Annotated in this window: 18 protein-coding genes and 3 pseudogenes; 13 read left to right on the top strand and 8 right to left on the bottom strand. The window is 61.6% G+C overall.

Annotation, left to right across the window (positions count from 1 at the left end):
• The 4 genes from AC4D2M_RS16200 to AC4D2M_RS16185 all read left to right on the top strand — a co-directional run.
• Nucleotides 1-127: aldehyde dehydrogenase family protein (locus AC4D2M_RS16200; protein WP_490892926.1), on the top strand; the 127-nt coding region annotated here is incomplete at its 5' end.
• A gap of 559 nt (nucleotides 128-686) precedes the next feature.
• Complete coding sequence (locus AC4D2M_RS16195; RefSeq protein WP_490892924.1) at nucleotides 687-989, top strand: DUF4193 domain-containing protein; 303 nt, start codon at nucleotides 687-689, stop codon at nucleotides 987-989.
• A 147-nt stretch (nucleotides 990-1,136) separates the two neighbouring features.
• A complete protein-coding gene (locus tag AC4D2M_RS16190) occupies nucleotides 1,137-1,529 on the top strand; it encodes a hypothetical protein (protein ID WP_490892923.1) in 393 nt (130 codons plus the stop codon).
• 3 nt (nucleotides 1,530-1,532) lie between these two features.
• Complete coding sequence (locus tag AC4D2M_RS16185) at nucleotides 1,533-2,237, top strand: RES domain-containing protein (protein ID WP_490892922.1); 705 nt, start codon at nucleotides 1,533-1,535, stop codon at nucleotides 2,235-2,237.
• Nucleotides 2,238-2,362: 125 nt separating this feature from the next.
• Here AC4D2M_RS16185 and AC4D2M_RS16180 read toward each other — a convergent pair whose 3' ends face one another.
• The gene (locus AC4D2M_RS16180; protein ID WP_490892921.1) at nucleotides 2,363-2,815 is read right to left on the bottom strand and encodes an acyl-CoA thioesterase; all 453 of its coding nucleotides are present in this window, start codon (nucleotides 2,813-2,815) and stop codon (nucleotides 2,363-2,365) included.
• Between the two features lie 833 nt (nucleotides 2,816-3,648).
• A pseudogene (locus AC4D2M_RS16175) lies at nucleotides 3,649-3,840 on the bottom strand (hypothetical protein); the annotation flags it as partial.
• A gap of 82 nt (nucleotides 3,841-3,922) precedes the next feature.
• On the opposite strand from AC4D2M_RS16175, the gene AC4D2M_RS16170 reads away from it, so the two are divergent.
• The 3 genes from AC4D2M_RS16170 to AC4D2M_RS16160 all read left to right on the top strand — a co-directional run bounded on the left by AC4D2M_RS16170 (nucleotide 3,923) and on the right by AC4D2M_RS16160 (nucleotide 7,413).
• Nucleotides 3,923-4,135 carry a dodecin gene (locus AC4D2M_RS16170; RefSeq protein WP_490892920.1) on the top strand — a complete coding sequence of 71 codons (213 nt, stop codon included), beginning with the start codon at nucleotides 3,923-3,925 and terminating at the stop codon, nucleotides 4,133-4,135.
• 765 nt (nucleotides 4,136-4,900) lie between these two features.
• Nucleotides 4,901-6,871 (top strand): MFS transporter, encoded by a 1,971-nt coding sequence (locus AC4D2M_RS16165; protein ID WP_490892919.1) that lies wholly within the window; start codon nucleotides 4,901-4,903, stop codon nucleotides 6,869-6,871.
• Entirely contained in the window at nucleotides 6,868-7,413 is a 546-nt protein-coding gene (locus tag AC4D2M_RS16160; protein ID WP_490892918.1) for a TetR/AcrR family transcriptional regulator, read from the top strand. Before AC4D2M_RS16165 ends, AC4D2M_RS16160 begins: the two co-directional genes overlap by 4 nt.
• A gap of 74 nt (nucleotides 7,414-7,487) precedes the next feature.
• On the opposite strand, the pseudogene AC4D2M_RS16155 reads toward AC4D2M_RS16160, so the two are convergent.
• Nucleotides 7,488-7,991 (bottom strand): annotated as a pseudogene (locus tag AC4D2M_RS16155) (glycogen debranching N-terminal domain-containing protein); the annotation flags it as partial.
• Nucleotides 7,992-8,283: 292 nt separating this feature from the next.
• Here AC4D2M_RS16155 and AC4D2M_RS16150 point away from each other — a divergent pair.
• The 3 genes and pseudogenes from AC4D2M_RS16150 to AC4D2M_RS16140 form a co-directional block, all read left to right on the top strand.
• Nucleotides 8,284-8,535: a hypothetical protein gene (locus AC4D2M_RS16150; RefSeq protein WP_490892917.1), complete on the top strand. Its 252-nt coding sequence runs from the start codon at nucleotides 8,284-8,286 to the stop codon at nucleotides 8,533-8,535.
• Nucleotides 8,536-8,570: 35 nt separating this feature from the next.
• Nucleotides 8,571-8,795: a hypothetical protein gene (locus AC4D2M_RS16145; protein WP_490892916.1), complete on the top strand. Its 225-nt coding sequence runs from the start codon at nucleotides 8,571-8,573 to the stop codon at nucleotides 8,793-8,795.
• An 82-nt stretch (nucleotides 8,796-8,877) separates the two neighbouring features.
• Nucleotides 8,878-9,132 (top strand): annotated as a pseudogene (locus AC4D2M_RS16140) (hypothetical protein); the annotation flags it as partial.
• A gap of 160 nt (nucleotides 9,133-9,292) precedes the next feature.
• Here AC4D2M_RS16140 and AC4D2M_RS16135 read toward each other — a convergent pair.
• Nucleotides 9,293-10,162 (bottom strand): LLM class F420-dependent oxidoreductase, encoded by an 870-nt coding sequence (locus AC4D2M_RS16135; RefSeq protein ID WP_490892915.1) that lies wholly within the window; start codon nucleotides 10,160-10,162, stop codon nucleotides 9,293-9,295.
• Nucleotides 10,163-11,031: 869 nt separating this feature from the next.
• Between AC4D2M_RS16135 and fgd the strand changes: the two genes are divergently transcribed.
• Genes fgd through cofC form a run of 3 tightly spaced genes read left to right on the top strand, consistent with a single transcriptional unit; the run spans nucleotide 11,032 to nucleotide 15,400 of the window.
• Nucleotides 11,032-12,102, top strand: a complete 1,071-nt coding sequence (fgd, locus tag AC4D2M_RS16130; RefSeq protein ID WP_490892914.1) for a glucose-6-phosphate dehydrogenase (coenzyme-F420) — start codon at nucleotides 11,032-11,034, stop codon at nucleotides 12,100-12,102.
• Nucleotides 12,095-14,716, top strand: coding sequence for a bifunctional FO biosynthesis protein CofGH (locus AC4D2M_RS16125; protein WP_490892913.1), 2,622 nt, complete (start codon nucleotides 12,095-12,097; stop codon nucleotides 14,714-14,716). Before fgd ends, AC4D2M_RS16125 begins: the two co-directional genes overlap by 8 nt.
• A 3-nt stretch (nucleotides 14,717-14,719) precedes the next feature.
• Nucleotides 14,720-15,400 (top strand): 2-phospho-L-lactate guanylyltransferase, encoded by a 681-nt coding sequence (gene cofC / locus AC4D2M_RS16120; RefSeq protein ID WP_490892912.1) that lies wholly within the window; start codon nucleotides 14,720-14,722, stop codon nucleotides 15,398-15,400.
• Between the two features lie 8 nt (nucleotides 15,401-15,408).
• Here cofC and cofD read toward each other — a convergent pair whose 3' ends face one another.
• The 4 genes from cofD to AC4D2M_RS16100 all read right to left on the bottom strand — a co-directional run bounded on the left by cofD (nucleotide 15,409) and on the right by AC4D2M_RS16100 (nucleotide 19,375).
• Nucleotides 15,409-16,413, bottom strand: coding sequence for a 2-phospho-L-lactate transferase (cofD, locus tag AC4D2M_RS16115; RefSeq protein WP_490892911.1), 1,005 nt, complete (start codon nucleotides 16,411-16,413; stop codon nucleotides 15,409-15,411).
• Nucleotides 16,410-17,246 carry a coenzyme F420-0:L-glutamate ligase gene (gene cofE / locus AC4D2M_RS16110; protein ID WP_490892910.1) on the bottom strand — a complete coding sequence of 279 codons (837 nt, stop codon included), beginning with the start codon at nucleotides 17,244-17,246 and terminating at the stop codon, nucleotides 16,410-16,412. The genes cofD and cofE overlap by 4 nt, the downstream gene beginning before the upstream one ends.
• 711 nt (nucleotides 17,247-17,957) lie before the next feature.
• Nucleotides 17,958-19,238 (bottom strand): MFS transporter, encoded by a 1,281-nt coding sequence (locus tag AC4D2M_RS16105; protein WP_490892909.1) that lies wholly within the window; start codon nucleotides 19,236-19,238, stop codon nucleotides 17,958-17,960.
• On the bottom strand, nucleotides 19,235-19,375 hold the full coding sequence (locus tag AC4D2M_RS16100; protein WP_490892908.1) for a hypothetical protein: 141 nt from the start codon (nucleotides 19,373-19,375) through the stop codon (nucleotides 19,235-19,237). Before AC4D2M_RS16100 ends, AC4D2M_RS16105 begins: the two co-directional genes overlap by 4 nt.
• Nucleotides 19,376-19,437: the final 62 nt, after the last annotated feature.

The raw sequence follows: 19,437 nt of genomic DNA, 5'->3' as shown, positions 1-19,437 counted from the left end.
CTCCAACGCCGCCGCACCCTTCGGCGGCGTCAAACACTCCGGACTCGGCCGTGAAGGCGGCTCCGAAGGCATCACCGAATACACCACCACCCAATACATCGGCATCACCGACCCCCACGCGGGCTAACGGGCCGCTTCCTGCGGAGGACAAGAAGCACGGGTTATCCGGGAGCCCCATCGTCGCAACTGCGATGCTTGGGTTCCAAAGTGACCACGCGCGGCTCCAGGCGCAGGTGGATCTCGTGTGCGTCATCAGACAGCTTTTGAGCCTAAACACCTCGATCCAACAGAAAGGAAGATCCGAAAGATGGAGCGACACCCGTTGTCGATCTGGACAAGCTTGGCACCGGGCGATGTCGTGTCATTTAAAGGGGACGACGCTCGGGACCACGTCGGGATCGTCGAGTCCGAAAGTACACTGGATATACCGACTTGAGCCGAACAAAAAGAGTCGAACAGCCATCTTTGTAAGGCGAACCACTCCGATGGTTGACATAATCTCAACTATCGGTGGGCGATGAGTCGCAATCACAGAGTCTGGAAGTAACAGAGTCTCCGAGGTTATCGCTCAGAGGTTGCCGGAATCTCAGAGCGAATCAACACGTGGGAACAAGGGCACATCGATGCGTGTTGCACATTTGTTGTGGTGATAACCGCTCATCGCCCCAGAAAGAAGAACATCTAAAGTGGCAACCGATTACGACGAAGTCCGTTCCGACGTCAAGGAATCTCAGGACCGCTCCCTGGAGGCATTGCAAGCCGCCAACGCCCCGGATGCGCGGAGCGTCGTCACTGAGTTGGACGAAGCTGATGTTTTTGATGAGGGACTTACGCCCGGAGGAGAAATTGTCTCCGAAGAGCTAATCGTTCAGGTGATCCCTCAGGGCGAGGACGAGTTCACCTGCTATTCCTGTTTCTTGGTTCGGCATCGGTCTCAGAAAGCGCGAGAAAGCAACGGGCATACATATTGCGTCGAGTGCGAAGGCTAGCAAGCGAAGCGGCGCACAAAGTGGGGAGCTGTTGACAGCACCTCGAATCGCTAGTTGACATAACGCAGATTATCGGCGTTATGTCGCCTGTGATTGGCCTGTGATTGGACCCTTGATACAGGGGGTGTTACATGGGAGCATGGAGTCATGACGGCAGTTGCAGGAGCACGTGGAGGGCTAAAGGCACACCAGGATTCCATTCGGCTTCCGGATGCCGAACTGGTGCGCGACCTGCGCGACATCCTGGGTGCGAAGCTGGTGGCCTACATCGGCTCGGTGAAGGAAACCCGGGCAGTCCGTCAGTGGGCTGACGGTGAGCGGAAGCCGTCGGGCGAGGTGATGACCCGGTTGCGGCATTCCTATCATGTGGCCGCCTTGCTGGCTGAGCGGGACTCCCGTTCGGTCGTCCAGGCATGGTTCCAGGGCATGAATCCGCAACTGGACGATGTTCCGCCGGCACGGATGCTGCGCGAAGGCCAGATCGAGGATGCGGCACAGTCGGTCCTGGCAGCAGCCCGGGCGTTCGCGGCAGCAGGCTGACGGTTGGGTTCTGAAGAACTGGCCGTAGTAACAGCACAAGGAAGGGTCTGGCGGATCGGACTCCGCCCAGACCCGTGGGCCTGGAGCGGCTGGGAATGGGCAACAAACGGTAGATTCCCGGGCCGATGGGACGACCTTCAAGGGAACTTCCGCACGGTGTACGCCGGCTCCAGTTTGCAGGCCTGCCTACTCGAGGTGCTGGCCGGGTTCCGCCACGACGCTAAGCTTGCGATGGAATTGGACGAGATCGTCGAAGACGCTGAGGACTCAGTGCTCCACCCCACCGCAGCACCAGGGCAGGTTCCGCGGGAATGGCTTGACGCCCGCACCGCAACCTCAGCCGAACTGGCAGGCGATTACTGTGCCGTGACGGAATCGAAATCCGTTGCAGTCCTGTATCCGTACTTCATCGGAACTGCCCTCCGGTTGGGATTGGCGGACCTGGATGTCGCAGCACTGAAGGCTGCCCGACCCCGCGAACTCACCCAGGCAGTCGCTACCTGGATATACGAAACCACCGATCTGCATGGCGTCACATTTGCCTCCCGCCACGGCGACGACCTGAAGCTATGGGCGGTTTTCGAAAGACCAGGCGACGGATTCCTCGGCCCACAACTACGGGACGTCGAGTTAGAAGAACTCCACCACGAAAGCGACGCCGTCAAGCACGCCTTTCGGATGCTCGACCTGACTTGGAAGAGCGAGTAGCCCCCTCCCCGACTCTCCCAGGCAGCTTTACAGAATCACCATTATCGGCGAATCAAAATGCCTAGGGGAGGGTCATGAGGTTTGGCGCCCAGACATGTTCTCTGAACGGCCCTCGGAACTGTTGACTATGAACTCTGCTCGGTGGCCTTTCCTGATGGCGTTTCCGTGAGGTGGTGGGTGGGAATCCTGTCTCTGTCGTAGGTGATTTCTTTGTAACCGTGCGGCTCGGGCTTGCCCTCGGTGTTCAGGTTCACGAATACGATCTCCTCGATGGTGAGGATGCTTCGTCGAGTGATCATGTTTCGGACTTCCGCTCGCATGGTCAGTGAGGTTCGGCCGAATTTGATTGCCGTCAGACCCATCTCGATGAGGTCCCCCTGCACGGCGGAGCTGACAAAGTTGATTTCCGAAATGTACTTAGTCACCGCCCTGCCATTGCCGAGCTGGAGGATCGCATAGATTGCTGCTTCCTCATCAATCCATTTAAGCAGGCTCCCACCGAACAAGGTTCCGTTGGCGTTTAGGTCTTCTGGCCGCACCCACTTTCGAGTACGGAAGGTTATATCTGAGGATTCCATGGTGAGACCATACTTCTGCAGCGGAGCTGACTTGGTGTTTATGTCTTCTGAGGGGAACCTGCATTGCGTAGCAGTGACTAGGCCCACTGGCTGGCTATTGCTCCACGCTGGCCAGGCTGTTGTGAGAACCGCCGGGCCACGGGAGTTCACGCAGGCCGGTGACGCCGCTAAGGCCGGACTCGTGCCGCTAGTGAGAGAACCGGTGGGCCTCAACGGGAGGTCTTCCCGGATCAACACAGGGGTGGGCCTGCAAGCCCTTGAGTCTTGACGCTGATATTTGGTACACCCTAGTTTCGGCAGCATGCTTGGAAAGCAAGGGTATGTCCGGGTCTGGGCAGGTTGACGGAAGGTCAATTATCGGCGTCTAAAGCACGGGAGTACAAAGTGGCTGCGAGAACTTTTGTCCGTTCTCATTCCAGATGTCAGTTTTCGCATTCAACATGTCAGTTTACGGATTCTGGACCGCTTCTCACTTATGTTGTCAGCGCGGGTACGCGCGAGGTTTTGAGGTTCCTGCCGATGAAATGACTCACGCCGCGCGGATTCTCGCGCTATGGGATGGCCGCATCCTGAGCCGGTGTAGCCGGTTGGACATTCGCTGGGACCCGTCAACGCTCACCGGAACTGACAACTTCAATGAGAAAGAATCCCCAGATTTGTATCATCCAATCTGTCAGTTTCCACGTCGCTACTGACAACTACATTGAGAACGGACAAGTCCTAGGGAAAGACGAACTGAGAGTTCAGCACACCAAGTGGTCGCAGAACTCACCTATAACCTCTGACCATAAGCCGTCAGAGGGGACGGATGTGATGAAGGTTGTGCTGAAGCTAGACCTGTCATACGGCCAGACAGGGCCGATATGGTAGATGGTTTGTACGCGCGCATGTCGCTTACCAGGGTTCTCACGCCCCACCCATTGAACATCTCAGGGGACATCAATTGTTGCACCCGCGGAGCCTTGTCGTCGTCCTTTAAACCAGACCAGAGGCACTGCCCAATATTTGGACGCGCAGGCCTCGACGCTGGCCAACCTTCTTAATGTGCTACTAGTCTTCAAGATGAACCCGCAACCGGGAGTCGCAAGGCAATCACGAGGAGCGAAGTTGTCCAACCGCACGTACAGCATTTCGGAAATTGTCGGCACGTCGGATCAGGGAGTGGACGACGCCGTCCGAACCGGAATCGCCAAGGCATCCCAGACCCTCCGCAACCTTGACTGGTTTGAGGTCAAAGAAATCCGGGGCCACCTGGAAGAGGGCAAAATTGTTGACTGGCAGGTCACCATCAAGCTCGGTTTCCGCCTCGAAGAACACTGATTTCCGCCCAAACTGGGCTCGCAGTAAAGTCGTACTTAACTTTACTGCGAGCCCAGTTTAGTTTAACGGAAGCGGACTGCAACCACTTGATGGTCGAACAGCGTGCGCGGCCTGCCGATGGGCGCTGTCGGTCCGTCGGCCGACCCCAGAAGTCACGGCTATCTCCCCGCCCTACCAGTCCGGAGGGTGCCCAGCCAACGGCGCAACGACCGGTCCCGTCCCCGAGGACGGCACTTCCCGTCATGGCAAACCCTGGTGATGGTGCACTCACCCTGCCTGCCGTCCAGAGCGAAAAGGCGTTGACAAGCGTTAGGGAATCTCTTCACAGAGGCTTCTTCGGCCTGCTGTGCGGCAGGGAAGTTTCCTCGCGTTGAGACCGGAACGGCGCGGGATACGCCCCGTTGTGCCACAAGATTGGCGAATCGGCTCACCTGCTCGGCAGCCACCTGTTCGATGACCCCTCCCCCGCCGTGGACGAGAGCTTGACGACCCATCCGTAAAGGCTAGGGGAATCCGCGCGGCTATTCGTGGGAGAGCCCCGCCCATCGCCGGCTGAGCAGTCCCGTACTTAGCGACCCGCACGACCATCTATCACTTCGGAGTTTGTGTCTCGGAGTTCATTAGCGATATGAGCATGCAGCGCTGAAGCCGTGACGTAACGAACAGCCGAAACGCCTTGTTCGTGCGGGTGAACCATGATTCTCTGGTGGAGGGTGAACGAGCGTTCACCGCTGACGTAGAAATTGCCACAGCCGAAAGCGACAGATGCCGCGCTCCAGCACTTTGACACCGGGACACCCATCCGCCTCCGCCATCACAGTAGTCCTGGCCCTCAGTGGCACCGTTGTTGCGCTGATGCAAACATTAGTGATTCCGCTCCTACCGGATTTCCCCGGAATCTTGGGCGTAAGTGCCGACGACGCTTCCTGGTTGGTGACATCCACCCTGCTCGCCAGCGCCGTCGCAACTCCGATTGTCTCGCGCAGCGCGGACATGTACGGCAAACGCAAGATGATGGTGGTGTGTCTGGCCGTCATGGTGGCAGGTTCGGTGTTGGCGGCCGTTGGCGGTTCGTTTGTGTGGCTGATCGTCGGGCGGACCCTTCAGGGCTTCGCCACGGCCCTAATTCCGGTGGGTATCAGCGTCATGCGCGATGAGCTGCCTAAGGAGAAGATGGGTTCGGCGGTCGCTTTGATGAGTGCGACCCTGGGAATCGGCGGTGCTATGGGCCTGCCCCTTGCTGGAGTCCTGTATGAGAGTCTGGGGTGGGCGTCGATCTTCTGGGTGGCGGCTGCCGCCGGGACATTGCTGCTCTTTGCCGTGGTGCTGGTGGTCCCTGAGTCCCGGGTCCGCACGCCTGGCCGTTTCGACTTTGCGGGCGCGTTGGTGTTATCCGCGGCTTTGGCCGCCTTGCTGTTGGCAATATCGAAGGGAGGTTCTTGGGGCTGGGGCTCGGAGCCGGTTCTCCTGCTGTTCCTCACTGCCGTGATACTTCTTTCCGTCTGGGTGCCTTATGAACTCAGGGTCAGCCAGCCGATGGTTGACCTGCGGACCTCAGTGCGCCGCCCGGTGCTGATGACCAACGTTGCGTCATTGCTCATCGGCTTCGCCATGTTCGCCAATATGCTCCTGACCACACAGCAGCTGCAGCTGCCAGCTTCCACCGGGTACGGTTTCGAGTTGAGCGTGATCAGCGCGGGCTTGTGCATGGTCCCGTCCGGGCTCGCTATGGTATTGTTTGCACCCATTTCGGGGCGGATTATCCGGGTCTTCGGCGGGAAGACTGCGCTGATGGCCGGGGCAGTTGTCATGATTGTGGGCTATGTGGGCCGCGTCTTTTTCTACGATTCCATAGCCTGGGTGATCATCGGTTCAACGGTGGTGAGTGTGGGAACGGCTATCGCCTACGCCTCCATGCCGACCCTGATCATGGGTGCGGTGCCCATCACCGAAACTGCCTCCGCGAACGGGTTGAACAGTTTGGTCCGGTCCATCGGTACCTCGACGTCGAGCGCTGCGGTTGCCGCCGTGCTCACCTCTGTCACCATGGCGGTCGAGGCTGAGCGCTTCCCTAGCCTCGATGCGTTCAAAGACGTGTTCTGGATGGCCGCTCTTGCCTCGGCCGCGTCCATGCTGGCGGCGGTCTTTATCCCGCACGCTGCTGCGGTCCAGCGGCCGCCCGCCCCCGTCGTCGCTGCTGGCGAGCTCGTTGTAAGAGGACGTGTCCTGGCCCCCGACAGGAGGCCCCTCACCCCCGCCGTAGTTACGGTCCTTCACATAGGCGGGGAGCCGGTGGACTGGAGCCGCGTGGATGCAGAGGGAAACTATTCCGTGGTCCTGCCTGGCGCTGGGAAGTACCTCATGGTGGCCAATACGGCCGGTTGGACGCCGATGGCCGAGGTCTTCGAACTCGACGGCCGCACCCTGGAGCATAACTTCCAGCTTCGGAACCGGCTGATGATCAGCGGCACAGCCAGCGCGGGAGGTCACGCGATCACCGGAGCGGTGGTGTCCCTGCTCGAGGCCGGCGGCTGCTATATTGCCACCACCCGGTCGGACGAAGACGGCGCGTATGCCTTTCCGCTGCCCCCTGCGGGCCGCTACGTCGTGACCATGCTCCATCCGCTGACGGAGCAGGCGATGGCGCAGAAGCTAGCGGTGGACAACCGTTCCGTCACCCTGGACTTCGCCGCGCCGGCCGTGGAGCAAAGCTCTGAAGAGCCGGTGGGAGCGTGAGCGGCCCGAGCCACGACGCGATCCTCCGCTCGGCATCACACCTTTTTGGGGAACGCGGATATCGTGCCGTCACAGTCCGTGATATCGCCGCAGAGGCGGGCGTTTCGGCAGCCTTGGTCATGAAACTGTTTTTTTCAAAGGAGAAACTTTTTGCCGCCGTGCAACCGGACGAGTCGCTGCTCGCCGAACTGGACGTCCCGACGTCCGAGCTCGGCAGGGCCCTGGTGTTCCGGGTACTCATCCGCCGGGAACGCGGCATGCAGGAGCCCTGGGCCACCATTCCGTTAGCGGTGCTCAACTCCCCGGACCCTGAGGCTGCCCGCGCAGACACTCGTGAACGGTTCCTTGCCGCCATTGCACATCTCATCGGCGACGGCTCCGCCGATCGCCGCTTCGCCACCACCGTGACTGCCTTGATGATCGGCTTCGGTGAGAGCGTCCGAACCTTGGGACTGTTTGGTACCTGGACTTTTGACGAACTAGTGGCACACTACGGCGCCATCGTTCAGGCACAAATCGACGCCTGCGCGTCAGCAACGTAAGCGTCGCATCGAAATGACGTTCCGAAGCCGGCGGCGAAATGCTGTTAGCTCATCTGGGCTGGGCTGGGCTGGGCTTGGCGATCGGCGAGCGTCTGGATGGTGCCGAAGGCCAGTGACGGATCTACCGGCAGCGCGGTAAGGGATGCCCACAGCGAGTCCCGGCCAAACAGCGCCATGAACCACGGCGCGCCGCAGCACCACGATCCGCTCCGGGTGGCCGGGATCTTCGATGCGAAGAGCTCCCAGGTCGTCGTAGCTGCGCCGCAGGGTCCGCTCGATGGAGCGGTTACTCATATGCAGGACCGGGATCCTGAACACCCACTCCTGCCGGCGCCGGTCCCGTGGACACAATTCCCCCTCGCTGGGACGAACAAACGGCGCCACCGCGCCCGTTCTGCCGCCGATGCTAGAGGCCACATTTACGGTGGCGCTCCATCGTACGTGCGGCGGGACAACGGCACGGTACGTCGGCCTCCGGCGCGACCTCGGCGCCGGAGGCCGACACCACGACGCCCTTCCGGACGATCCTGCCAGGCTGCCAGGATCGTCAGCGCGTCGCCATCCGCCTCGCGGGACTCCTGATGCGGGCGCGTCCGCAGGCTCGGCCGTCCCCATTCGACGTGGTTCAGCAGTGGGGGCGGATGTCCCAGCAACCGGAGTCCCCATGCGGCGCCGAGCGACTCGAGGGCTCGATGCCGGCTCAACAGCTGGTGTTGACGCGGCCGGGGTCTGGGTGCCGTGCATGTCCGCCCCGCCCGACTCCCCCAGTCTTTGAGCCCTTTCTACTTTCAGCGGAATAGCAGAGGGTCCGCTCATTCGGCGGCGGTCCGGTCGCGCCTGGTCCACGGGCTGGCGGCAGCGCTGAAGTCCATGAAACGGGCCAACAGCGGCATGACCTGGATCCGCCAGAAGCACGTCACCGCGTTCCTCCGCGAACTCCCGGCCGCACCGAAGATCACCCACGAAACCTTCGACAGGCTGCCCGACTCACGCACCCGCGAATACGTCCGCGGACTCCTCACAGAACACGGAGTCCTCCCCAACGCGACGAACTCCGGATCCGCTACGACAGCTCGGCCGCGCAAGCCCTCGAACGCGCCTCCGCGCAGAAACTCGAGGTGATCCGCCGCTACATCCGCTGGCACCACCAACGACGAATGAACCACCTGGACGAAGTCACTCGCGGCACCTTCCTGCGTGCCAAACAGGAAGGTGCCTTCGCCATCGACCTGCTGAACTGGCTCACCCGGCCACGACATCAAACTGCCCGAGCTGCAGCAATCCCACCTCGACGCATGGCAGGCTACTCTTCCGGGACGAATACCTCGTTAGAGTCAGAAGGTTTCACAACCCGGCGCATCGCCGAGCGCGTCCTCAAATAGGCCATCAAAACCAAAGCCGCCCCAGGCGGGCTCACCATCGTTCCGCACCGTCGCGGCACCAGCCCAAGACTCGCCAAGCCCGAACAGGACGAAGCGCTCAAACGCTGCCCTGGCCTTCAACCTCGTCTCCTGGATCCAGCTCGCCGCCCTCCCGGACAGCCACTACGCCAAAGCCTGGGACGGCAAACGCTGGCGCTACCAGCTCTTCGCCACCGCCGGGAAAATCACCACCCGCGCCCGCCGCAACCAACTCCTGCTCCTGCTCCTGCTCCTGGTCCCGGTCCCGGTCCCGGTCCCGGAGAAGGTACCGGAAAAAGAGCTGCTGAAACTCCTCCTTACAGAAAACCGCCCGCCTCACCAAAGGCCCCGTCCCTTCGACCGGCTGAGCGCAGGACTCATCCTGACTCAACGAACAGCACGATCACCGAGCAGAGCGCGCGTAATTTCTTCGACCGGGTGATCGGGCTTGCACTGGCTGAAGTGTTTATCCGACAGCGCTACAGGTCGGCGTACTTCTGGATGATGGGCGCCCAGCGGTACTCGAGCTCGTCAGGGGAATCGATAAGGCGCGGCATGCCCTCCCTACCCGTCACTGGGACGGCGACTCGATCGACCCCCATCGAGGCCAGGGCCTCCAACTGCTTTTCATCGTCAGGCATGCTCACCGTGATCTCGATAGATTCTGGATCACGGCCGGCCTTATCGGCAGCTCGCTTCATCGCATCCAACAACTCATGGGTCAGACCACGCGCGGGGAAAAAGCCGTCTCCTCGGGTCCCGGCCCGGCGAGCCGCTATTAGTGAGTCGCCGCCGATATGAATCGGGATGGTCCCGTTGACCGGTTTGGGCTGCATGTTCAAGCCAGTGAGATCAAAATCCCCCCGCACCGCGCTATCGCTGGTGCCCCACAGATAGCGCATCAAGTCTATGTAGTCGTCAGCACGTTTGCCGCGGTCCTCAAAGTTGCTGCGAATTGCCTCAAATTCCTCCTTGAGCCACCCAACACCTATGCCCAGAAGGAGTCGTCCGTCCGTCAGGTTGTCGAAAGTGGCCGCCTCTTTGGCCAGCAAGACCGGATTGCGAACCGGCAGGATCATTACCGCCGTGCCGAATTTGATCTTAGTGGTGTGGGCTGCGCAGTACATCATCCACATCATCGGGTCTGGCATATATGTCGTCTCGTTTGAGGTGGGAATTCGACCATCGGTGGTGTAAGGGTACTTGGAATCGTACTTGGGTGGAATTAGTACGTGCTCGACCGTCCACACTGATTCGAACCCGGCGTCCTCAGCCGCCCGTACTAGCTCAAGGCCCTTCTGCGCACTGGTGTACGGACCGGTGTTGGAATAGCGAATACCAAACTTCATTCGAACCTCCATTATAGGCGTCCACAGATTGTAGACATCTCTGTACATGTTTCAAAACCAGACAAGACTGTACATTTTCCTCGCCCTCGCCTCTAGTCTTGTTTTCTCTCTGCTCTCTGAGATATAAGCTCGTCATCTTCTAGACGCGTTCAGGGGCATGAAGCTTGGCGCCGATTCCATGTGTATTCAATCGAATTTCACCATGCCGAAAGAGCTCAATTCTTGGTTGTGCGCTGATAGCCCTCGCTTACCCTGACCCTCGGAACGGGTCCTCGGCTTAGCCTTTCTCGGCAAAATCCGAGTCGATTCCAGGATCGGAAGTCGGAACTTCGCCGTGGCCTCCTTGATCGGCGAACACCCATTTTCGGCCTTATTTTCCCGCACGGCGTACCCCTAAACTGCCCGGCAGAGCCGCAGTGCTTCAATCACCGGGTTCCTGGTACAGGGGCGGCCGCGGCGGCCTTGACCTTGACCGGCTTGAGGACCGGTGATTTTTCAATAGCAGCCACGCGGGCATCTTTGACGAGTCGTCGCGGGCGCTTGACAGCCGTCTGTTTCTACAGCAACCTATACACAGTTGTTCAGAATTGAGGAGGGCGGCGCGAGTTTGGTTCGCCCGGACGGGTATGTCGACTGGCGTCATCCGGGGGTCGAAAAACCATGCCGCACGAACCGAGGATCTGCTCAACTACGCGCTTGAGCAGATCCTCGACCCAAGATGCCTCCAAGATTGAACCGCAGTCCCCCAAGGACCGGCAGATAGGCATGAGCCAGATAGTCGCACTGAAAACCCGTGGCAACGACAACGGAGGCAAGGCGCCCGCACAGGTGGCCCTGTTCCCATTTGAAGCATTACATGAGGAGACGCAATGAGCATCAGGATCGGCTACAAGGCCTCCGCGGAACAGTTCGACCCCAGGACCCTGGTGGAATACGGGGTACTTGCCGAAGAAATCGGCATGGATTCGGTGATGGTTTCGGACCATTACCAACCTTGGCGTCACGAAGGCGGGCACGCACCCTTTGCTCCCGCTTGGATGGCCGCCGTGGGCGAACGGACGTCCCGGATCGTGATGGGAACCTCCGTTCTCACGGCGACCTTCCGCTACAACCCGGCTGTCGTTGCCCAGACTTTCGCCACGCTGGGATGTTTGTATCCGGGCCGGGTCATCCTTGGGCTGGGTACCGGTGAAGCGCTCAATGAGGTTGCAGTCACCGGGGCTGACTGGCCGCCCTTCAAGGAACGCTTCGCGCGGACCCGGGAGGCCGTAGAGCTCATCCGCGAGCTGTGGACAGATGAGCGGGTCAGTTTCGAGGGTGAGTATTACCGGACGGTCAACGCGACCGTCTACGACCGCCCCGCGACGCCGGTTCCGATCTACATTGCCGCCGGTGGTCCCGTGGTGGCCCGCTACGCCGGACGGGCCGGGGACGGTTTCATCTGCACGAGCGGCAAGGGGATGGAGCTGTACACGGAGAAGCTGCTGCCCGCCTTGGCCGAGGGAGCGGCAGCCGCCGGACGTGAACTGGCGGGCATCGAAAAAACCATTGAGATCAAACTGTCGTTCGACACCGACTACTCACTGGCGCTGGAGAACACCCGGTTCTGGGCGCCGCTGTCCCTCAGCGCGGAACAAAAGGCAGGCCTTGGAGACCCGGCGGCCATGGCTGCTGCCGCCGACGCGCTTCCCATTGAGCAGGTAGCCAAACGGTGGATCATCGCCGCTGATGCGGAGCAGGCGATGAGTCAGATCCAGCCCTACATTGATGCGGGATTCAACCACCTAGTTTTTCACGCACCGGGCCATGACCAGCAGCGATTCCTTTCGCAGTTCGCCGAGCACCTCATGCCGCGGCTCCGGGGCTTGAGCGAACACGTCCAAGGCTGGCCTTCCACCGGGTCAATGAACCCTTCCCCGAAGGAGAAAGCCAATGCCTGACTTCGAATCCTTCACACCGTCCGAGAGTGCGCTGCGCCGTGCGCTGCGGCGTGCCGGGGACGGGGTCACGCTGAACGCCGTCGAGGCCGAAACCCTGTTGCACGCGCGTGGGAAGAACCTGGAGGCGCTGCTGGGCGCGGCCTCCCGGGTCCGGGACGCTGGCCTAGAAAAGGCAGGAAGGCCAGGTGTCATAACGTATTCACGAAAGGTCTTCATTCCGCTCACGCACTTGTGCCGGGACCGCTGCCACTACTGCACCTTCGTCACGACGCCAGGCCAGCTGGCCAAGGCCGGCAAGGCGCCCTTTCTGTCCCCCGACGAAGTCCTGGAGATCGCCCGGGCAGGTGCTGCGATGGGCTGCAAGGAGGCGTTGTTCACCCTTGGGGACCGACCCGAGGACCGCTGGCCGGTGGCCCGGGCCTGGCTGGATGCGCACGGTTACGACTCCACCATTGACTACCTGCGGGCGATGGCAATACGCGTGCTTGAGGAAACTGGCCTGCTGCCCCACCTGAACCCAGGGGTTATGAGCTGGGAAGAGATCCAGCGGCTTAAGCCTGTCGCGCCGTCGATGGGCATGATGCTCGAAACCACTGCCGCTCGGCTCTTTACGGAGAAGGGCGGACCCCACTACGGTTCCCCGGATAAGGATCCCGCGGTGCGGCTGCGCGTGCTCGAGGATGCCGGCCGGTCCAATGTGCCCTTCACCACCGGGGTTTTGCTGGGCATCGGGGAAAACTATGCCGAGCGGGTCGATGCCCTGTTTGAGATCCGGGCCAGCCACCGCCGCCATGGACACGTTCAGGAAGTAATCGTGCAGAATTTCCGGGCCAAAGAGGCCACGGCCATGATGGGTACGGCCGACCTGGGCAGTGAAGAGTACGCCGCGGCCGTCGCCGTTTCACGTCTCGTGCTTGGCCCCGGAGCGCGGATCCAAGCGCCCCCAAACCTCACCGATGCCGCCGAGCTGTCCCTGCTGGTGCGCGCTGGAATCGATGACTGGGGCGGGGTCAGCCCGCTCACACCTGATCACGTAAACCCCGAGCGGCCCTGGCCGCAAATCGAGGACCTTGCCCGGCTTAGCGAGGAGGCCGGGTTCAGACTGCGGGAGAGGCTCACGGCGCACCCGCATTATGTCCGTGCCGCCGAGCCCTGGATCGATCCGAGGGTGCTCCCGCATGTGCGGGCCCTAGCCGGGGCGGACGGGCTTGCCGTCGAGGGCCGGATTCCCGACGGACAGCCCTGGCAGGAACCGGACCCTGACTGGTCATCAGCGGGCAGAGTAAATCTGCATACCGAGATCGACACGGCCGGGCGCACACAGGACAGGCGCGGCGACTTCGACGCGGTCTATGGGGACTGGGAGGTCTTGCGTGAAGAGGTCCTCACCGAAAACCTCCGGACTACCAGCCCCAGCGGCAACGCAGGGGGGAGCCGGGAAGTCCGGGCCGCCCTGTCCCGGGCCGAAGAGAATCCGGCAGGCCTGACGGACACGGACTATCTGACCCTGCTAAGCGCCGACGGCAATGATTTGGACGCGTTGGCGGAGTTGGCCGACCGGGTCCGGAAGGACACCGTCGGAGACGATGTGGGATACGTCGTCAACCGCAACATCAACTTCACCAACGTCTGCTACACCGGGTGCCGGTTCTGCGCCTTCGCGCAGCGCAAAACAGATGCGGATGCCTACACCCTCTCCCTGTCCCAGGTAGGAGACAGAGTGGATGAGGCCTGGTCCATCGGGGCCACCGAAATCTGCATGCAGGGCGGCATCCATCCGGATCTTCCCGGCACCGCTTACTTCGACCTCGCGAGGGAAGTCAAAAAGCGGCAGCCGGACATCCATCTGCATGCCTTTTCTCCGATGGAAATCGTCAACGGCGCCACTCGAACCGGCTTGTCCTTCGAGGACTTCCTGACGGAAGCAAAAAACGCCGGGCTGGACACGATTCCGGGCACTGCCGCCGAAATCCTCGATGACGAGATCCGCTGGGTGTTGACGAAGGGCAAACTACCTGCAGCTACCTGGATAGACATTGTCAGCACCGCTCACCGCCTCGGCATCCGCTCCAGCTCCACCATGATGTACGGGCACGTGGACAATCCTGCCCACTGGGTCGGGCACTTGCGCACGCTCTCCCGGATCCAGGACAGCACCGGCGGGTTCACGGAGTTCGTGCTGCTGCCCTTCGTCCACGCCAATTCCCCGGTTTACCTGGCAGGGGTCGCCCGGCCGGGCCCGACGATGCAGGAAAACCGGGCAGTCCATGCCGTGGCCCGGCTCATGCTCCACGGGCGGATCGACCACGTCCAGACCTCCTGGGTCAAGCTGGGTGTGACCGGCACCCAGCTGATGCTCCGCGGCGGGGCCGATGATGTGGGCGGCACTTTGATGGAGGAGACCATAAGTCGGATGGCCGGAGCTGACAACGGCTCGGAAAAGACCGTTGCGGAACTGGAGACCATGACCCGGGCGATAGGCCGGACACCTGTCCAGCGCACCACCACCTACGGGATCCCGTCACCGGAGCGCGCCGCTGTGGCACGCCAGCATGCGGAGGCCGGCTTTAGAGCGACAGGGAAAACTCTGCGACTGCTGCCCATGGCTACGTAAGTTATGCATTTTCGTGCCGAAACCGTAGCCGCAGAATCCCGCTGGCACGTCCTGATTCCTGTGCGCGGAACTACCCGCTCCAAGACCAGGCTCCTGCCTGAGGCCGGCGATGGCTTCCGGCGGCGTGAGCTGGCGCTGGCATTCGCAAGTGATGCCATCACTGCCGCAATGGCAAGCAACCTCGTGGTCGAAGTCAGTGTGATCACCGGAGATCGGGATGCAGGGGTCCTGTTCGCGGGCCTGGGCGCGACGTTGATTCCCGAGGCAGGCACAGAGGGGTTGAATGTCGCGATCCACCGCGGATTGCGCTACGTCGGCGATGCACATCCCCTCCGGCACCGAGCGGTGCTCATGTCTGACGTGCCAGCCCTGACCGCCGCGGATCTCGACACCGCACTTGACCTGGCCAGTCGTCACCACACGGCGGTGGTCCCTGACGCTGCCGGCACCGGAACGGTCATGCTCACTGCCGCTCCGGGCGCGATCTCGGACCCGCACTTTGGCCCCGGCTCCCATGCCCGCCACCGGTCAGCGGGCATGCAATCCCTCATCATGGACCCCGCTGTGACGCTCCGCCGTGATGTGGACACCGCCGCCGACTTGGCCGCAGCCATCGCCATGGGCGTAGGTCCGCACACCCTCGCCGCTCTGGGTGCTCTGAGGATGCTGCAGATAGCCAGCTGAACGCGCTCCTAGACGGGCAGTTCCGCTGCCGAAAGGACCGCCGCGGCGAGGGCGGCGCTTGTTTTCTCATCGTTCATCCACAGCGGCACAGCGGTAGTGCGGATCCCCGAACCAGTAACCACCTCAGACAGTCCTTCATCCGAACTGTCGAGCAGCCAGGCATCCAGAACTCCATCTGCGGATCGCGCACCATAGTGCAACGCGACCGCATCGGCGCTCGTTGCGACACCGATTGCGCTCAAGCAAGCGTCAGCCATGCCTCGGACTGCGGCTCCGGATATGATGGGAGAGACACCCACGACCTTTGCCGGTGTAACCCGGACTGCATCACGGATGCCAGGGACATGGAGGATTGTGCCTATGGAGACCACTGGGTTGGACGGGGCAATCACGACGGCGTCAGCGCCCGCGATAGCTGCCAGCACGCCGGGCGCCGGGGCGGCCCTCTCGACCCCGGCTTGAATGAAGGCCCGGGCCGGACGCCCAGCCCGGAGCCGGACCCACCACTCCTCGAAGTGCACGGTCTCCTGCGGTGAATCGGCTGTGGGGCCGTCCAACAGCACATGGGTTTCGACTTCCTGATCGCTCATAGGCAGCAACTCCACCCCTAAGTCCCAGCGCGCTGCCAGACGCCGCGTGACCTCGCTCAGGGGCTCGCCCTCGCGCAGCAGATGGGAACGGGCGATGTGGGTGCCCAGATCAAGGTCTCCGAGAGTGAACCACGGCCAGCCCACTCCGTATGCAATGAGTTCAGCGCTGACCCGCTCGGATTCACCGGCGCGGCCCCAGCCCCGTGACTCGTCATTGATCCCGGCTAAGGCATACATAACCGAATCCAAGTCAGGGCAGACCCGCAGGCCTGTCAACCACAAATCGTCCCCGGTATTCACAACGGCGGTGATCTTCGCAGCCGTTCCGCCGGCACCGTCCGGCATAATCTGGCGCAGGTGCCCGCGAAGTCCCCGGAGAAATCTCGCACCGCCTACGCCTCCCGCGAGTACAGTGATTTTCATCCGGGGTTTCCTGCTGCCGCCGTCCGCCCTGCGGCGAAACCCTCCTTGAATCCTTCCTCGTGCGCCTCGGCGGATCCCAACCGGAACAAGTCGTCCTCTGCAGGACGGATCAATGACGACGCACCTTGTTCGGACAACTCTCCGACGAGGTATCCCAGGCCGTGGACTACTGCCACCGGTCGGCGCGACGTCTTGCCCAGCACCAGGTTCGCCGCACCCGCTATTTCGTCGGCCACCGCGGTGACCGTCACGTCCAAGGCTCTGCCGAAGTCATCGCGGGAGCCGCGGCGGTCGTCAGTTACTGCAATGCCTGCTGCCCCGATGGCAAGATCGGTCTGTCCTTGGCGCCACGGACGGCCCAGGGTGTCAGTGATGACCACTCCGAGCCGGACACCGAAACGCTCCCGCAGGCCTACGCAGAGGGTCCGTGCCGAGGCGTCCGGGTCTTCGGGCAGCAGAAGCACGGTCCCCTCCGGGGTGTTGCTCGCATCCACGCCTGCGGCCGCGAGCACGAGTCCCAGCCGGTTTTCAACAATGCGAGTCACACCGCCAGGATGGTGTTTGCTGGCTACTAACCGCACCGTCTCAGCTGTGATGGCATCTTCGCGGTCCTCCGCCTGCACAGATCGCCCTTCAGCCTTGGACACGATTTTGCTCGTCACGACCAAAATATCACCAGTGGCGATGTCGTCTTTGACGGCGGCAGCGATCACTTCCACCAGATCGTGATCGGGGGTGATCTCACCAATACCGTCGATACCGGTGACCGAGAAGTGCCCGGGAAAGCCGGCGGACTCGTAATCCCCACCGGCTGCATAGCGGTCGTGTTTCATGCCAACTCCTGATATTCCTTGCTGGAGGTCTCCTTGATACCGTAATACGTTTCACCGCGGCTACAGCATCTAATGCACTAGGCACCACACACATCTGCTATCAAGCGTCGCAATTTTGTTTCAGGAATCGCATCTTGTAGGACATGCTGCAAGTCTCCGCTCAGCCTCTGAAGCAACTTCCTGGGCGCTTCCTGACACTCATTCAAGGCCGGCAACCAGACTTCAGCGTCCGGTTCCCTTACCCTTGATCCACCGATAACCCTTGGACTGGGCCCGGCGTTCTAATACGAATGCCCGCCTTCTGGGGAAAATATGGCTTACACAGTCAAGATTTCCGTACCAGATGAGGACATCTCGTAGATTCGGCGTTCTACGGCCACGCGGCGGTTTCCGGCGCCCTGGCCGGCGGGTCGGACGTGTCGTTGACCGTGCGCATCGACCCGGCCGTCTAGCTGGAGAGCCTCGAGGAACGTCAGCATGTAATCTTTCGGGATGAATCGAGTCCCTTATGTTCCCGGCTGAGTCCGAGTAGGGGCGGCATGTGGCTCATTTTCGGCGTGAAGAAGTGAACAGGTGGCTAGCGGGTCCATGCGGACGTTGAAATGCGACCAAGAGATCATCAATCTGACGTTCGTTGTCCTTGCCTTTAGTTGAGGCTGCGCACCGCGGGACCGGCGCGTTGTCAACGAGGGCCGTTGGGTGCCGCAATGCTCAGGCCTGGCCGGGAAGGTCGCGCCTTTTGCGGAACAGGTTCCTGATTGAAATGCTCCGAACTCGTTGGCGCATTTTCACCCCGCTGCGTCGGCTGACCAGGATTAATACTGCCACCCCCGCAGTGAGCACAATGAGCCCGCCGGACGCAACTGACCAGCGGCCTCCGAATTCGGTGCCGATCCAGCCCATCAAGGGTGCCCCCAAAGCAATACCGCCCTGCAGGAAAGCCAGGTAGAGGGCGAGAACCCGTCCGCGGAATTGTGGCTCAACGGTGAGTTGAATGGTTGTCTGGCAGCTGTTCAGGAATGTCAGTGCTGCTAAGCCGACCAGAACCAGGCAGACTGCGTAGAGCCAGAATGAGGGCATCACGCTGCCCACGAGGCTGAAAAATCCCAGGCCTATAGCTCCTCCGAGAAGGAACCTTTGCCGCGGACCTTGCCTGCTTGCAGCCAGCAGCGTGGCGGCCAGAGTTCCGACTCCCATGATGGTCCCCAGGAGCCCGTATTCCTCTGGGCCCCTGCCGAACACTTCCGTAGCCATCAGGGCATTGGTAACCGTGAAATTCATGCCGAAAGCACCCACGATGCCCACCAGTACGAAGGTCATTACGAGGTCGGGGCGTCCTCGCGCGTAGCGGAAACCTTGAGATATCTGGCGCTTGCCAGTTGGTGCCGTTTCTGGCCGGACCAGGTCCGAAGTGTCCATCCGCCACAAGGAAAAGATGACCGCAGCGAAGCTGGCCGCGTTCAGCAGGAAGACGTGGCCGGTGCCGATCCAAGCAATGAGCAGGCCTGCGAGCCCGGGTCCAACGAGGCGCGCAACGTTAAAGGATGCCGAGTTAAGGGCAACCGCATTGGGCACGTCGTCTGGCTCCACCACTTCGGAAACGAATGCATGCTTTGCGGGTCCTTCAAATGCGCTTGCCATACCCAAGGCGATGGCTGCCGCATAAATCTGCCACAGCTGCGCGGAGCCCGTTATTACGAGGACCCCCACCACGAGGCCGCACAAGCCCATGGCAGCCTGGGTCCACAGGAGGATTATTCGTTTCGGTCGCCGGTCGGCCAGCACTCCGGCGTAGGGCCCGAGGAACACGATGGGCAGGAACTGCAGACCTGTGGTGATTCCAACGGCCGTTCCGGAATGGTCGGTGAGTACAGTCAGTACCAGCCAGTCCTGTGCCACCCTCTGCATCCAGGTACCGACATTGGAGACCAGAGCGCCGGCCATCCACCACCGGTAGTTCCGGTTGCCCATGGCGCGGAATGTGGTGCTCATCTGGCGCTCAACTCCTGCATGATGTGGGCGGCACGGCCCAGGATGCGCCTGTCCTCCTCGCTCAGGACGGCCACCTGCTTAGGCCGCACTGGCCACCGCAGCGGCTGCCACGGGTGTTCCCGGCTTGCGGCTGCCACGGGTGTTCCCGGCTTGCGCCTGTCCAGCCGCAAGAATCAAAGCATCGTTCCGGGCCAAAGTT

This window comes from Arthrobacter sp. TJ-270, assembly GCF_058269075.1.
This window is presented reverse-complemented; position numbering and strand designations above follow the sequence as displayed.